Origin of the sequence: Yersinia sp. FDAARGOS_228 (assembly GCF_002073315.2) — a bacterium.
Lineage (GTDB): Bacteria > Pseudomonadota > Gammaproteobacteria > Enterobacterales > Enterobacteriaceae > Yersinia > Yersinia intermedia.
In genome coordinates this window covers 2,437,138-2,451,362 of record NZ_CP020409.2, presented here as the reverse complement: position 1 = coordinate 2,451,362, position 14,225 = coordinate 2,437,138, and the positions used below count along the sequence as shown (strand labels likewise).

The following is a 14,225-nucleotide window of genomic DNA, read 5'->3' as shown; positions in this document are numbered from 1 at the left end:
AAGTGAAATAACCAGACAACAAAAGACTACACGCACTACCTGCCAGAAGACAGGATAGTGCGACTCATACATAGTTTTAATCGATAATGACTCGGCCATTAAGTGGCTGTACAGGGCGATTATTCGTATGATGAACTACAGAGCGGAATTGATTAATTTGTTCAGCAGAAGCGCTCACAGGCTGCTCAAGCACCATCCAACTGACACCTTCAGAACAAGGTGGTGTGGTCAGTGAACCACTAAACCGATAAAAATTAAATTGTTTAGGTAACAATGCTTTAATATCAATAGGCTTATTTAATATTGCCATTTGATCAATGGCCGTTGGCATTTGCTGCCATGCCTGTGACAGTTGCGGATTGGCTTGCCCCTCTTGGAACATGAGTGCGAGCACCGCCAGTGCCCCATCTTTATCTTTATAAACAAAATGGGCTTCTAACGGGAACTGTTTGCCATCAATCTCGTTTTCACTTGGCGCATGGAAATGGAATTGTTGCAATGTGAAAGTATCACCGTCCAATTTCAAGGTATTGCCCGCACTGACATTAACTTGAATCGTATGGCCGTTATTCACGATTTGCTGTTTACCTGGTTGGAACGTCAACTCCAGTTGGTCGTGATGGGTTTTCAATGCACCATGAATATTAATTGGCGACTGATTTTTACCTGTTTCGCACAGAGAGAAATCCGGTGAGAGCTTTCCCCAATGTGCAGGATCTTCCTGACCTTCATATCCCCAATGTGCATGTTCCGACGCACAGACTGAAAAACTAGCGGCCAACAGCGCTGCAACTAATAACTGCCCTTTCATTTCTAATCCTTTTTACACAAAAAAACTGAATTAACCCTGGCGAATATCCCCATGCAAAGCATGATGTTATCGCTTAGGGTAAGAGAGTAACCCAGCTTTTTTTAAGGATATGTCAGCTATATCCTACAGACACGATAAATAAAAAGTAACAAATTGATTTTAAACATATTTTTCATTAATACGAAATGTAACAAACTGCGTTTATTACGCCTGAGGTGAGGGATAAAATTGGGCAAGGGGAAATTAATGGAAAGGCCAAAATTATAATCAGCCTTTCCAACATTACGGGATTATCGCGGGTTTAGAGCACTTCACCATTGCTGGCAATCACTTGCTTATACCAGTCAAAACTTAATTTGCGTGAACGCGCCATAGTGCCAGTGCCATCATCATTTTTATCCACGTAGATAAAGCCATAACGTTTGCTATATTCACCCGTAGTGAATGATACACAATCAATACAGCCCCATGGGGTATAGCCCATTAAATCAACACCATCTTCAAATACCGCTTTTTTCATTTGCTCAATGTGGGCTTTGAGATAAGCAATGCGGTAATCATCGTGGACCATACCGTCGGCAGCCACTTTGTCGATCGCGCCAAAACCATTTTCAACAATAAACAACGGCTTTTGGTAACGCTCGTACAATACACTCAGCGAATAACGTAAGCCGACAGGGTCAATCTGCCATCCCCAGTCTGACGCTTCAACGTGTGGATTTGGCACGCTGCCTTCAAAGCCGGAAAGTGAATGACCGCTGCCAGGGTTAGTGGCAGAAACGGCATTACTCATGTAATAACTCAGCCCCATATAATCAGCACAGCCATCACGCAGAGTATCAAGATCACCCTCTTCCATTTTGATGGTGAATCCGCGACGTTCCCACTCATTTAGAATATAGGAAGGGTAGTAACCGCGCATATGAACGTCACCAAACAGATAACGCTCACGCATAGCTTCTACTGAATACATCATGTCATCAGGATGGCAGGAGAACGGATACAACGGCACCATCGCCACCATACAACCAATTTTGAACTCAGGATTAATGGCATGACCAAGCTTGACGACCTTGGCACTGGCAACAAACTGATGATGCAGCACTTGGTACAGCGTTTCCTCTGGATTTTCTTGCTCGGTAAACACCACGCCCGAACAGCAATAACCAAATAGCGGATACTTCCAGTTGCGCTGATTATTGATCTCGTTAAAGGTCATCCAGTATTTAACTTTGCTTTTATAACGCGCCATCACCACTTCACTGAACTTCACGAAGAAATCGACCACCTGACGGTTTTTCCAACCACCGTATTCTTTCACCAGATGCCAGGGCATTTCGAAGTGAGATAAAGTAATAACCGGCTCGATACCGTATTTCAGTAACTCATCAAACATATCATCGTAAAATTGTAACCCGGCTTCATTGGGTTGCTGCTCATCGCCGTTCGGGAAGATACGCGTCCAAGCAATAGAAGTACGGAAGCATTTGAAGCCCATCTCAGCAAACAGCGCAATGTCTTGTTTGTAATGGCCATAAAAATCAACGGCTTCATGGTTAGGATAACGGTAGCCGTCCTGTACACCATCAGTCATCACCCGGTCAACACCATGCGCGCCACCCGACAATACATCGGCGATGCTCACACCTTTGCCGCCTTTATCCCAGCCGCCTTCAACCTGATGGGCTGCAACTGCACCACCCCATAAGAAATCTTTCGGTAATTGTTTGTAGCTCATTATTTTCTCCCTTAATACTGTGGGCAACTGTGCGCCCTTAAAATGAAAATCAATAACGGACTAACCGCCTCAACGGTTAAGCGGTTAGCCCCGATTCATTTGCGCCTGAGCAAGCGGCGCGCCAGATGCTTTAGCACTGTTTTGCTGTTGCACACTTTCAGGTTCATCAGTAAACCCAACCAACCAAGTGAAAAGTGTACCCAACACGAACGCTACTGTGATCGACAGCAAGAAACCAAGGAACTGCGCCATATGACCCTCTTTGAAAAAGACCGGTAATACCGCAATACCCGGTAAGCAGTAACTCCATGACACCGCATTAGACGCCCCTGCGATAGCACCACCGATTCCGCCCGCAGCACAACTGCATAAGAACGGTTTTTTTAGACGTAATGCCACACCATAAATTGCCGGTTCGGTAATACCGAACAACGCGGTGATACCTGCCGACAGTGAAATACCCTTCATCTCACTATTGCGGGTTTTTAAGTAAACGCCAAACATGGTGCCCGCCATGGCAAAGACGGCGGAAGCTTGCAGACCAGTAAAGGTGTCATAACCCAGCGTCGCGTAGTTACCAACGGTAACTGGCGTGATCCCCCAATGCACACCCAGTGTAACCAGCGGTTGCCAGAAAGCGCCGACCATAAACCCAGCCACTGCCGGGCTAAGGTTATAAAGCGTGTTATAAACACCACCAATCGCACCGCCGATCAGATTACCCACCGGGCCGAACACCAATAACGTGAGTGGCACCATGATGGCAATACAGAACATTGGGGTGAATAGATTACGCACCACCATTGGCAGGATCCGCTCAAAGAAGCGCTGCACGTAAGACATGGCCCATACCATCAAAATGATCGGAATAACCGAGGCGGTATAACTCAGGTATTGCACTGGAATACCGAAGAAATCCAAGGTTGGCGATGATAAGGGAATACCCGCAATAGTGTTTAAAATATGGGCAACTTGCGGATTATTCAGTGCTTCTTGCATTAGCTGCTGAACGGCTGGATCGGCCGAATTCAGCGTAGTAATTTTATTGGCCGTCAGCATATTCATATAATCAGGGCTGATCAGTGCACAAGCGGTAATGACCGCGGTGAAAGGATTAACATTGAATTTCTTGGCCGCGGTAAAGGCCACCAGCACGGGCAGGAAGGTAAAACCAGTCCAGGAAACAAAATTCAGAATTCGGTAGGTGCCACTCGCCGCATCCATCCAGCCAATCGCGGCAAGAAATGAAATAATCCCTTGTAAAATACCGCAGGCGGCTAACGGATAAAGGAATGGGGCGAAAATGCTGGAGATAATATCCATCAAACGGCTGACAATACCGACCTTGGGTGCGACAACCGGGGTACTTTCATCGATATTAATCAAGCTGATGACATGTTTATAAGCATCACCGACATGATTACCGATCACCACTTGCATTTGCCCACCCGCTTCAATAACGGTGATGACACCTTTAACACGATTTAAGCGTTCTTTATCGACAATTTTATTGTCTTTCAATATAAACCGTAAGCGGGTCGCACAATGTGTGACATTAATCACATTACCATCACCACCAATATATTGGATAATTTCCTGAGCGGTCAGTACGTAATCTATTGCCATTATTAATCTCCTGTCGCGGGTACTGAACCTAAGATAACCAGAACGTCATTGGCTTATTATTAATATTCATAGCCGATTGAGATTAGATTCTAGCAAAAAGAAAAGCGAAGTCACGATATAACAAAAACCGTGAATTGGAATATGTCACACTCAAAAAACACGGTGTTTTATGGTGCTTTCTTATTAATTAGTTGCGGGAGTTTTTTGCCAATGGTTTCTATTATATATAACACAGGAATTTGAGTGGTAATATTATAATTCCCTTCCAATACAATAGGGGGCATATGATAGGAGATATTAAGGTCAGCCATTTTGGCAAGTGTTGAATTATCACTATTTGTTAGACTAATTATTTTGCAGTTATGTAAGCTGAACTGATTGGCAATTCGAATAATCTCTTCCGTCTCGCCCGATACGGAGAACATTATGGCAATGGCATCCTGATACATATCGCTGTTAATAGGATAGTAAGGATCGTCAATATAAGTACTGAACTTACCGATATTCGAGAAGAAACGCGCGCTGTATTTCCCTAATGCCCCAGATGTTCCTATACCCACAAAGATAATTCGGGGCGTGGCGGCTATTTGCGCTGCAACCGTATCCAATAAATCATCAAACTCGCTATTATTAATACTTTTAAAATAGCTAATTATCTCACTAATACCAAAACTAACCGGTGGTTTTTCGTCATGCTCTATATATAATTTAAACCGCACCCGGAATTCAGAATAGCCATCACAATTCATTTTTTTGCAGAATCGTAAAACCGTGGTGGTAGAAACACCCGCTGCATCAGCCAGTTCTCTGATGGTCATATACATCACTTTGTCAGTATTTTTTATGATGTAATTATAAACGATCAATTCCAGTTCGTTCAGCGCTGATATTTCTTTATATGTAAACATACTGATACCTAGATTCCCGTAAGCCACCTGTAACCAAGGCACTTATGCAACGCAATGGCCCAAGATAGCGAATTTAACATGAAATCAAGCGACGAACGAGGCAGTTATTGCTGGTTGGTTGATTCTTTTATTGAACCGATGCTTGCTGTTGTAATTGCAAGATAGCTTCCTTGCTCAACATCTGCTTGGCTTGTGCCATAACCTGGGCCGTCATTAGTCAATGTAAGTACAGTGTCTGATATGACCAGACCTACAGCACCTAGCAATTAAATAAACCGGGCAATTAAGCCCGGATTTGTACTTTACTCTGCAATTGTAATAGGCTCAGGTAACCCATCAAGCCACATATGTACTTTGTCATAAAAGACTGCCCACATGGGATCATCGGCTTCAATCTCCCCTTGATTTGGAAAATACTCTGGATCTTGTGGGCCACCAAAGTAAGCAATAATTTCTTCTTTTGTTGAATTTTTAAATTGAACAAGCATATTCACTCCTTAAAAATCATAACCACGGCCAGCGATAATGTATGTTCCTGGGTTTGTATTGGACATTGAAAAATAGAGCTGCTGGATTTCTATTAATGACAGCGTTCCTGTGGTAATGGACGTTGCTGTTTGCCCTGTAACGGTTGAAATCGCACTGAACTGTCCGATACCTGACAGAGATGAGCCAATACTCAGCGCAACACCGTTGCCAGCGACTGTTTCATTTACTGTTATAGCAATATCTATCTGTGTGGCATTGGGTGGAGCCACAGGTGAAACACCTAACGGCGTTTGCGCTGTTGTACCACTAGAAACGGAATATATAGTAGCTGTTTGGATTGCTACATGCCTATGGGATTGAAATCCTATCTTCAACAATGATGATACCGTCCCCCACACACTAACCAACGCTGATGCTGTATAACCTGATGGCATATTAGCCCCGCCATACACTTCAGGAGCAAGCACTGACGTGGAATTAACTGCCAGCAATGCAGATACTTGAGTTGTTGGGTTATAAATCGCATACAGCGCTACAAATCCCGCAGCTGGCGCGGTGCCAGTATCCATACCGCCAGCGCCCGTAGTCGCAAGGTTAATTGCTTTATTGAAGCTAGTAAGTTTGTACTGACGTCCACCTAACGCCGTTTGTACGATCAATTCATCTGCCATGAAAGTGGCCGTTGACGATGCGGCTGTAACACTCATTTTTGCATTGCGTGATGTGCCAACAACGCCCGTTAATTGGGGCAGATGGGCTGCATCGCCCAAACCAAGGTTTAAGAGAGTACTTGCAACGGCTAACGCTCCCGCATTTTTAATTTCCACAAGGTTATTGGCTGTTTTTAAAAATCCACCATCAGTAATTAATTTAGAGACAGCAGTCGCCACCTGATCAAACTTCTCACTGTCGGCATCAATCTCCGCAGCAGAAAGGACACTCATTAATTCCCGCTGTAAGGTGTTAAACCATTCAGCCGGTAATATCGTTGGGGGAACGCCGCCGGCGACATTGCCGTCGGTAAATTCGCCATTATTGTCAGCGCGTGAATTAGGAATATCTCCAATTTTTTGCATAGTAATACCTCACCAATTAAGGCGTTTTAAATTAATAGAAATTGATTAGTTAGCTAACGTAGCCAAACTTCAGAATGCTATGAGACGGATTTAACACCGCAAACCGGCATTCAAGTTGTTTATTGCCCCATGAACGCAACGGATCACTGCAATAGGTTAAGCCACATTGGGCATAATGAAGCGTAGTTTCGGGTGCGGTAATTAACCAAGTGAATGGCCACTCTTCACCGTTCAATGCATCACGGCATACCGACATACCTGCGCATGCTTGCCGGTATTGGGTGATAGCAATGGAGTAACCCAATGCCTTGGCTACGCGGATAAAATAGGCCGCAGACTGACCGCCGATGCCAAACAATTTCGACACCACTGCCCGCTGGCGCTGGATCATGCTGTCTACTTCACCAATGGCACATAGATCCGGCAGCCCCACAGTGGCTTCCCACTCAGGTAACATGGCCGTCGCCGTGGCCGGGAATGCCGCAGACAACAAATCTTGCGCATCTTCATCGCTACGCTGATACGCATTCGCCAGCGCCCGCAAGACATCAGTCTGCACACCGTCCGGTTGCCGTGGCCAGACTAACCCCATCGGCATTAATGCTTGCAAAGCGGTGGTATATTCACTGACAGAGTAGCGACTCATAGGTAGCTCACTGTACCCCTAATGGGGAGTTTGCCAGTTTGTAACTCAATATTGGCCGCCGGAGATTGCATAATAAAGCCTCCCGTTCCCGGGATCTCACCAATTGCCAGTAATAGTGATGACCACAAAATTTTGCCACCGGGTTCACCTTCGCTGAAAAATACCTCATCGATGGCGGCATTGATGGCGGTCGTGGTAGCACTGTCGGCATGCGATATCCCACTAATAATAAAATCAATGGATTGTGCAACTGGCGCACAAACATAGACCAGCGCGATGATCGGTTGTTGCGCATATATCTGGTTTGCCACCCGCCCTTGATCGCCCGTTGCGGTGACCGCCCCCCACTGTTCTAAGGATGAAATACCGTCGCTACCTTGCGGAAAACCGCCGTGGTCGTTGTCATCGCACATGATATAAACCCCGACAGTCCCTGCCCCCATCAGCCGCCGTTTTACCCAACAACGGGTCACTCCCGGAACACTTAATGCCCAAGATTGATAGTCGGTATCATTACCACCTTGCGGGATATTCTGGTAAGCCAATAGCATACGGGAACGAAATGCATCCTCAGATTCAATATCCGCACCGCCGGAAATTTTACTCAGTGCCGTGGCGGTGGCCTGAACACCATCAATAGCAATATCTAGCGTCAACAGGGTGCCTGCCGCACTGTTCCCCCGGCTACCGCCGCCAGTTGCATCATCCAATGGACTGGGTAACATGGCAGTAATAGCCCCCAAAACGTGGCCATCTGGGGTAATCTTCACTTCGTTATCAAGCCGATACTGATAGCCGTCGGCCCGATTAAGCAAGCGCCCGGCAGGGATAGTTCGTCCGGCTATCCCACTGAAGCGAACGTCAGTCGCAGTAGCCGGATTTGCTGCTTTACGGAACACATCTTTCAATGCTGCCCAAGCCGCAAGGTACTCGTCGGTAGCATGGTATGGCGTGGCTTGCTGGGCGATATAATCCAGATAGCCGTAGTGCAGATGTGCCATCCCTGCATCTGCGTCACTGATAACGCCAATATTGGAGAAGCGCAGTAAGTTGCCGCCGGTTTTCAGTTCCGATTGAATATAAGACTGATTGCGTTGTCGCAATTCACTTAATGTGGGTCGATTAAATGGCATGAATTACTCCTCCCATACCCATGAAAATTTCACTGAAGATTGGGTTTTACCCGGTTGTTGGTAAGCAATAATCAACAGCAATGTATTGGGGTAAATTATTTGTGCCCGGGTGTTTATGGCCGTCACAACACTATCCTCGGTCAGCCACGCCAATGCTTCTGCCGCGTAGTCCTCAGCTTTGATCGCAACCTGAGTGGTAAGTTTTTCCCGCCGCAATAACCACAACCGCGAACCAATAGCTGATAGCGCCCCGCTGTCCCCCCACCAGCCTCGGCGATCATCGCCATCAATAGCATCATCAATTCGCGCCAAGCGGTCAGTAAACAAGCTCAATAAAATGGCGGTATGCAAATCATCGCCATCCAACACTCCCCCGTGACCTGTCTGCCAATCCCCCAATGAGGCATCAACATCCCAAACCGTTTTAATATCTGTTGTCATCACACCACCTTAGCGGGCGTTTCACTGGTAAGGGTCGCGCTGCCCGACTGTACATTTTTGAGTTGATGGTTGTGGCTGTTATAGGCGTCACGTAAGGTTTTCAGCGTGATGGCATTATTGTCTGCGTTATCAATAATATCGCCGCTAACCTCAAGCAACGGCGTATTCAGCCGTACTTTTACCGATGCGTTTACCGTCACCGCGGTAGCATTATTGATTGTCACCGGCTGGTTGTTCGCCTCAATGAATACCCCACTTTCCGTCAGTTTGATAAATTGTCCCCACTGGGAATAAATCACTGTTTCCCCGGCGGTGAGTCCTGAATGGCGATAAGCCGGATGGTTGGAGGCGATGATCAGGCCGTTGGATCGGTCCCCTCCCAAAAAACCGATAACCACATCACTGCCAGCTGGCAATCCCGATGAAAAACCAAACTCAGCCAGCCTTGGGGTATCGGAGTGAACTTCCAGTTGGGTCTGATACTGCACGGTTTGTATCCCGTCACTATCGTCAAAGGCACTCACTCGCCCAAGTCCCAACAGCATTTTTATCTGCCGGTACAGGGTCGAAATTTGCCCGGTTAGGTCATTCATAGTTAGCCCCCTATTTCACTTAATGTTGTAAGGCTGGAAGGTGAAGGCAGCAGGTGGCATCAAGGTCATTTTGCTCGTTGTCCCTTTCTCATCTTTGGCATAAACCACTTCCGATAGTAACCACAGCTCATCATTAAGCCCAAATGCTGGAATGGTTATTGGAATCAATGTATTAACTTCCCATAACCGGCCATCACGATCGCGCCAACTGTCCACTTGCACTGTCAAGACGTTGGCGCGACCAGAGCGGCGGTTCATTTCCCATTCGATGCAATCTTTCAGCAAATGTGGCGAGTTCACGGTACTTTCGACGATAATGACCCGGTTACGATGGCGGGCCGGAAATTGTTCAGCCAATAGTGTGTCTCGCGTAGTAACTCGCACCGAGGTGTTATCCCCACCCGAGGCCGAATGCCTGGCTGCAGCATTGGAAGAGAGCACCACGCCGGTGTAATCAACAAAGCGTTGATTGATATCGGTATGAAGGTTGGCATTGAGAATATTGATGCCCTGCGCCACACCGCTTGCAGCTTTATGCGTTCCAGCGCGGGTCAGATATAAGTTGCCATCCGGCTGGTCGTAATAGAGCAATGCAGCGGAACGCGTGACATGATCAATAACCGCTTGCGCCGTTTCCCCCCAATTCAGGGTGAATTTCGGCACAATGGTCATATCCGTAATATCAGAGGTCACTTTGATGCCGTAAGGTTCGGACAGCTTTTGCGCAATCTGCAACACCGTGGACTGGCTAATTACGCTGTTTGTCCACTCAGCGGAGCAATCCACCAGATCCTGGCACTTACCACGCCCCGAGGCACTGACTTGGTGCGTTGTGGTCGCAATGGCGCAATCCCAACTGTCAATATAGCCGTTTAACACGGCATCATTACCCAACTTAACCACGCAAGGAGCACCAGGGTTAATCCACTGCTGCCCCCCACTGGCGGGATAACGATCCATCAGCGATAACTCAAAGCTACTGGGTAATTTTTCAATACTCCGCGTGACCTGAACTTTGCTCCAACCGGTGATCGCTCTGCCACCTACCTCCAGTGTTAAGTCATCTCTTGGCATCTTATTATTCATAGATTCAATGCCCTAAACCGAATTGGCATAAATGCCGGATGAATCGGATTCGCCATTTTCACCAATGCGTCGCCGCGTAGTGCATCCTGATATAACCGATTCGCCAGCATCAGTGCGGGTAACGAGCGGTTAAAACTAACCTCGCCGATGCGGGATAAATTCGCTCCTGACTGTTGCAATAGCGCCACAATAGATTCGCGCATTTGCATTAGCGCACGGTAGGTTTCATCATTACCGCGATCGGCGGCGGCCAGTGCTGAGCTATCGATCACCTTACTGACCCTGCCAAGTACAGCGACAGCATCGTCATAACTTTCCGGCTGATATTGTGCCGCCGCAATGACCATCCCTCCGGCGCACAAGGTCACCATTAAATGATGACTGGCGTCAGCAATTGCGAGGTCACTGCTATTGGCTCGGAAGGCGTCGTCGTGAGCTGCCGCCAGGCTTTCCATCACGCGGATAACATCCAGCGTACTAAAACCGCCATTTAGCAGCGTGTTAACCAGAGTGAGTAACTTGTCGGCATGCCCCTCAACACTGTTAGTCGCAAGCAACTCATTCACGGCAGTACTAATTGCCGCTCGCCCTTCAACGATAACCGCCAACCGTTGCGCCACTAACATGGGTAAGTTAGTAGTATCACTTTGCCGGTTCACGGCTTCTGTCGCGCCCGAACTGCTGCCACCGACAGTACCGTGGTTAAAGCGGCCATAGCGGTTTCGGCCAAAGGTTGAGCGCAGCGCGTTACCCAGATTACTGGCCTCATCGGCGGTATTCGATACCATTCGGCTCCAAAATTCCGCTGTATTTTTCAGGGTTTTTATCACCTGAGTGGCGGAGCGCATCTCTCCTTTTACCGTTGAGATAAAACCAGCGACGGCTTTGGCGCTCAGCCCCAGCCAAGAGGAGTGGACCGATGCGCTCATTTCAGCCATACCGGTGATGGCAAAGGCACGTAAGCCGGATTCGATAACCGTTAAGCTGAACGCGAATACCCGCTCGCTACCAACACCTTCATCAATTTCCAGCCCTGTGTCAGCGATGCTGACAGTCATCTCACCCAACGTTGGGTGAACCAATGTCCCTGGTCCTGCCATTTCACAAGCTGCGATCAATGAATCGCGCTGAGTCATTACATCAGGAGCGGCGTAGATCTGGCTGTTTTGTACCAAAAATCCAGTCAAAACAATGTTCCGCGTACTGCGCCCCATATCCTCGATATAGCTGGTATCGCGATAAGGGTAAGTGTGCACTGCCTGGCGACGACCAAAACGGCCCTTGCTATTCAGGACCACGAAGGGCACGCCCCGAAAGGAGGCCTGATGGAGGTGTTCCGACCATTGCCAACTGTCGTCGCTTCCTCCCAAGAGCGCTGATAGTGCGTTATTGATAAGTGACATTTCATTCTCCTGTCCGATAGTAGACGTTAGGAAATAAAAAACCCGCCGGAGCGGGTTATATCGATATGCTAATTGGTTAATTTTTACGGATACTCATAGGGAATTACATCTGCATGGCGTGAGCTATTCTGCTGCCTCCCTGAGCTGGGATCACTAAGCTTTCACCGCTTCGACTGTCGATTAACGTCAATTCAATCTGCACCCGATTATTCTGCATTGCGGTAGCGATAACATCAGCAATAGCATTAGCGTTAACGCCCCCCGCTGAGTCAGTGTAAATAGGTGATTCAGTTGTAGGGATGCTGCCTATATTATTATCTGGTGCAAGAGAAGACGAGGGGCTAAGGGAATAGGGATCTTCAGCACCGAATTCAGTTATGCGGTTGTTGCTCCAGGTGTTCTGCATTTGTGTTTGAGTTTCAACTTCAGCCCCAGATCCCAGATTAAAAAGATCGGTTAATGGAGTAGACTCAATTTTAATTGGCCTAAGCCCAGAAATAACCCCTGCATTTTCAGTCTGAAAATTTATTTTCTCTGTATCATTGGGCTTAATATGATCCTGATATTTCTTACGAAACCCATCAGTCATAAAACCACTATTAAGCATGGTTATTTCATACCAATTAAGCTGTTTTTTAAAATCTGCATTATTATATGCCCATCGCATTTTCGCCGAGTCATTACCACTGATTATCCCTAAAGTACGCATTATGGAAAAATTATCTGGACCATAAGTTAGCGTGTCAGTTAAACCACCAATGCCATCAGCCACAGAGCCATCAGAGACAAGAATTTCGTATCCGATGTTAGATAGCTTATCTTTCAAACCATCCCAAGCAGCACTTAACTCATCGGTGTTCTGGTCTAACTCTGTCAATTGTTTATTAAGCTCAGGATCAATGGTTAAGCCTAATAGAGTCGATTTAGCCAGCAAATCTTTTAGCTGCACCCCCTCTCGCAGCAACTCAATAGTATTACCGTCTATTTTCAGAGCATTCGTCAGTTTACTTTGTGCCTTGGGTGCCATTTGTGGAAAATCCTCGGCAATTTTAGCTATTGTTGCAGTAGCATCCACAGTGCCATTTTCATTACTGATAATGTCAAACCCATACTCATGTAGCTGTGCCAACCCCTGATCATTATCGCCCCATAACATATTATTCAAATTGCTGTAAAGTTGCTCAGTTGATTTTATCGCAGCCATTTGTTCAACACCTCGAATACGCATAGCGCCACTTATTTGACTAAATTGATCAATAGGTGCGTTAACGTTCCTCGCTGCGGTATTTATTTTATGGGCCTCATCAGCACCGTTATTAAGCCATTTCACTCCCGCAGTTCCAACAGCAATAATTGCGTTTCCACCACCAACTAATTTATAGTTACTGAATATTTGAGGCGGTATTTTAGATAATGGAGAAATTGTATTCATATTGTATCTATTAGCCATTTTTGCCAGCCTTAATTTTATTAATCCGCCCGGCCTGCTGGCACCACCACATTAAGCTACTGTAGGTCAGGGACCAGGCATCGCCCGGCCCCCAGCTATAATAGTAAGTGACGTCAGCGATTATTTCGCGCCATCGCCCCCTGTTGGGGAGTAGGCTAAAAAACCCATCATATAAACCTCACAGGCTTTATAGTCGGTAAAAGCCATTTTCTTGATAGCCTCACGCGGCACCCCTGAGACTAAGGCAATCAGCAATCCCATACCGCTGAGCGAACCTGATTTGGTTTGTTCATCGTAGAATTGCTGTACTTGCAACAGTGTCGGTTCACTAAGTTCGACCACCTCGTAGGTGGTCTTAGTTGCGTCGTGTTGAATGGCTTTCACCAGTGAAATAGTTTTACTGCGCTCCAATACAGTCATATCAATTCTCCGTCACCGAACCGCCTTCCCAGCTCACATCAACCGTGCCTTCAGTGCTGTCAACCACCAACGTGCTCACCGACCACATACCGCTACCAATAATGGTTTTGCCGTTCGCCAATTCGCAGACAATATTGACATTGGTCTGGTCGTTAAAATCACTGATAGAGACCCCGCCGCTGTCACGGATAGTGCAGGAAATGGACGGTGCCACCACGGTTTCTTTATAGCCATGTACCCCATCCATGCCCATGACGGTTTCACGTTTTACCTTTGAAGGGCTGTATTTGAACTGACCGGCCACCATAATAGTAATGCCATCAACGGTGACATAAGCCGTACCTGCCAGGCGGTTTGAAGTATCGCTCATAATTTATTTCCTTTTTTCTTGGTGTGTTAAATGGC

Annotated in this window: 15 protein-coding genes; all 15 read right to left on the bottom strand. The window is 46.8% G+C overall.

All coding sequences use genetic code 11. The annotated features are described in order from the left end of the window. Positions 1-76 precede the first annotated feature (76 nt). On the bottom strand, positions 77-811 hold the full coding sequence (locus A6J67_RS11280; RefSeq protein WP_042568272.1) for a carbonic anhydrase: 735 nt from the start codon (positions 809-811) through the stop codon (positions 77-79). A gap of 301 nt (positions 812-1,112) precedes the next feature. Further along, complete coding sequence (locus A6J67_RS11275; RefSeq protein WP_050074750.1) at positions 1,113-2,549, bottom strand: 6-phospho-beta-glucosidase; 1,437 nt, start codon at positions 2,547-2,549, stop codon at positions 1,113-1,115. An 84-nt stretch (positions 2,550-2,633) separates the two neighbouring features. Then, entirely contained in the window at positions 2,634-4,175 is a 1,542-nt protein-coding gene (locus tag A6J67_RS11270; protein ID WP_005190103.1) for a PTS transporter subunit EIIC, read from the bottom strand. A 167-nt stretch (positions 4,176-4,342) separates the two neighbouring features. Further along, positions 4,343-5,083, bottom strand: a complete 741-nt coding sequence (locus tag A6J67_RS11265; RefSeq protein WP_080608170.1) for a MurR/RpiR family transcriptional regulator — start codon at positions 5,081-5,083, stop codon at positions 4,343-4,345. Between the two features lie 302 nt (positions 5,084-5,385). After that, positions 5,386-5,571, bottom strand: coding sequence for a hypothetical protein (locus A6J67_RS11260; protein ID WP_050297013.1), 186 nt, complete (start codon positions 5,569-5,571; stop codon positions 5,386-5,388). A 9-nt stretch (positions 5,572-5,580) separates the two neighbouring features. Then, entirely contained in the window at positions 5,581-6,648 is a 1,068-nt protein-coding gene (locus A6J67_RS23960; RefSeq protein ID WP_080608169.1) for a hypothetical protein, read from the bottom strand. A gap of 49 nt (positions 6,649-6,697) precedes the next feature. After that, on the bottom strand, positions 6,698-7,294 hold the full coding sequence (locus A6J67_RS11250; RefSeq protein WP_050074748.1) for a YmfQ family protein: 597 nt from the start codon (positions 7,292-7,294) through the stop codon (positions 6,698-6,700). Continuing rightward, on the bottom strand, positions 7,291-8,427 hold the full coding sequence (locus tag A6J67_RS11245) for a baseplate J/gp47 family protein (RefSeq protein WP_050297012.1): 1,137 nt from the start codon (positions 8,425-8,427) through the stop codon (positions 7,291-7,293). Before A6J67_RS11245 ends, A6J67_RS11250 begins: the two co-directional genes overlap by 4 nt. Positions 8,428-8,430: 3 nt before the next feature. Then, positions 8,431-8,868: a phage GP46 family protein gene (locus tag A6J67_RS11240; RefSeq protein ID WP_042568278.1), complete on the bottom strand. Its 438-nt coding sequence runs from the start codon at positions 8,866-8,868 to the stop codon at positions 8,431-8,433. Next, on the bottom strand, positions 8,868-9,461 hold the full coding sequence (locus A6J67_RS11235; protein WP_042568279.1) for a phage baseplate assembly protein: 594 nt from the start codon (positions 9,459-9,461) through the stop codon (positions 8,868-8,870). The genes A6J67_RS11240 and A6J67_RS11235 overlap by 1 nt, the downstream gene beginning before the upstream one ends. 15 nt (positions 9,462-9,476) lie before the next feature. Further along, positions 9,477-10,547 carry a phage baseplate assembly protein gene (locus A6J67_RS11230; RefSeq protein WP_050297011.1) on the bottom strand — a complete coding sequence of 357 codons (1,071 nt, stop codon included), beginning with the start codon at positions 10,545-10,547 and terminating at the stop codon, positions 9,477-9,479. Further along, positions 10,544-11,950, bottom strand: coding sequence for a DNA circularization protein (locus A6J67_RS11225; protein WP_050297010.1), 1,407 nt, complete (start codon positions 11,948-11,950; stop codon positions 10,544-10,546). The genes A6J67_RS11230 and A6J67_RS11225 overlap by 4 nt, the downstream gene beginning before the upstream one ends. A 103-nt stretch (positions 11,951-12,053) precedes the next feature. Continuing rightward, positions 12,054-13,400 (bottom strand): hypothetical protein, encoded by a 1,347-nt coding sequence (locus tag A6J67_RS11220; protein WP_050074744.1) that lies wholly within the window; start codon positions 13,398-13,400, stop codon positions 12,054-12,056. Between the two features lie 120 nt (positions 13,401-13,520). Further along, positions 13,521-13,820 (bottom strand): phage tail assembly protein, encoded by a 300-nt coding sequence (locus A6J67_RS11215; protein WP_042568283.1) that lies wholly within the window; start codon positions 13,818-13,820, stop codon positions 13,521-13,523. A 1-nt stretch (position 13,821) separates the two neighbouring features. Further along, positions 13,822-14,190, bottom strand: a complete 369-nt coding sequence (locus tag A6J67_RS11210) for a phage tail tube protein (RefSeq protein ID WP_042568284.1) — start codon at positions 14,188-14,190, stop codon at positions 13,822-13,824. Positions 14,191-14,225: the final 35 nt, after the last annotated feature.

Excerpts from the sequence above, each read along its gene's own strand:
- A6J67_RS11215 (WP_042568283.1), bottom strand. The coding sequence starts at position 13,820 with ATGACTGTATTGGAGCGCAGTAAAACTATTTCACTGGTGAAAGCCATT.
- A6J67_RS11240 (WP_042568278.1), bottom strand. The coding sequence starts at position 8,868 with ATGACAACAGATATTAAAACGGTTTGGGATGTTGATGCCTCATTGGGG.
- A6J67_RS11265 (WP_080608170.1), bottom strand. The coding sequence starts at position 5,083 with ATGTTTACATATAAAGAAATATCAGCGCTGAACGAACTGGAATTGATC.
- A6J67_RS11230 (WP_050297011.1), bottom strand. The coding sequence starts at position 10,547 with ATGAATAATAAGATGCCAAGAGATGACTTAACACTGGAGGTAGGTGGC.
- A6J67_RS11220 (WP_050074744.1), bottom strand. The coding sequence starts at position 13,400 with ATGGCTAATAGATACAATATGAATACAATTTCTCCATTATCTAAAATA.
- A6J67_RS11235 (WP_042568279.1), bottom strand. The coding sequence starts at position 9,461 with ATGAATGACCTAACCGGGCAAATTTCGACCCTGTACCGGCAGATAAAA.
- A6J67_RS11280 (WP_042568272.1), bottom strand. The coding sequence starts at position 811 with ATGAAAGGGCAGTTATTAGTTGCAGCGCTGTTGGCCGCTAGTTTTTCA.
- A6J67_RS11210 (WP_042568284.1), bottom strand. The coding sequence starts at position 14,190 with ATGAGCGATACTTCAAACCGCCTGGCAGGTACGGCTTATGTCACCGTT.
- A6J67_RS11270 (WP_005190103.1), bottom strand. The coding sequence starts at position 4,175 with ATGGCAATAGATTACGTACTGACCGCTCAGGAAATTATCCAATATATT.
- A6J67_RS11260 (WP_050297013.1), bottom strand. The coding sequence starts at position 5,571 with ATGCTTGTTCAATTTAAAAATTCAACAAAAGAAGAAATTATTGCTTAC.
- A6J67_RS11275 (WP_050074750.1), bottom strand. The coding sequence starts at position 2,549 with ATGAGCTACAAACAATTACCGAAAGATTTCTTATGGGGTGGTGCAGTT.
- A6J67_RS11225 (WP_050297010.1), bottom strand. The coding sequence starts at position 11,950 with ATGTCACTTATCAATAACGCACTATCAGCGCTCTTGGGAGGAAGCGAC.
- A6J67_RS11245 (WP_050297012.1), bottom strand. The coding sequence starts at position 8,427 with ATGCCATTTAATCGACCCACATTAAGTGAATTGCGACAACGCAATCAG.
- A6J67_RS23960 (WP_080608169.1), bottom strand. The coding sequence starts at position 6,648 with ATGCAAAAAATTGGAGATATTCCTAATTCACGCGCTGACAATAATGGC.
- A6J67_RS11250 (WP_050074748.1), bottom strand. The coding sequence starts at position 7,294 with ATGAGTCGCTACTCTGTCAGTGAATATACCACCGCTTTGCAAGCATTA.